The following is a 255-nucleotide window of genomic DNA, read 5'->3' as shown; positions in this document are numbered from 1 at the left end:
ATAGGTCAGGTGTGTAAGGGTTGTGAGGCCTTGAGCTAACTGATACTAATTGCCCGTGAGGCTTAACCATACAACACCCAAATGGTTTTGACTGACAAAACATCACGTACATGAGTACGACTTGAATTAAAGCGATATATATAGCATTCCGAATTAAATTTACTTGCTCAAGCAGCAGGTAAATAACAGTTTCGCCTAGCGACAATAGCGTTGTAGAACCACCTGACCCCATGCCGAACTCAGAAGTGAAATGCA

1 rRNA gene is annotated in these 255 nt (G+C 42.4%); it reads left to right on the top strand.

Going from position 1 to position 255, the window contains the following annotated elements:
• Positions 1-194: 194 nt before the first annotated feature.
• Positions 195-255 (top strand): 5S ribosomal RNA (gene rrf / locus ACSLUR_RS19175); the annotation flags it as partial.

It is taken from the genome of Thalassotalea montiporae, from assembly GCF_053485855.1.
The sequence above is the reverse complement of the archived record's forward strand: the minus strand, read 5'-3'. Positions and strand labels throughout refer to the sequence as shown.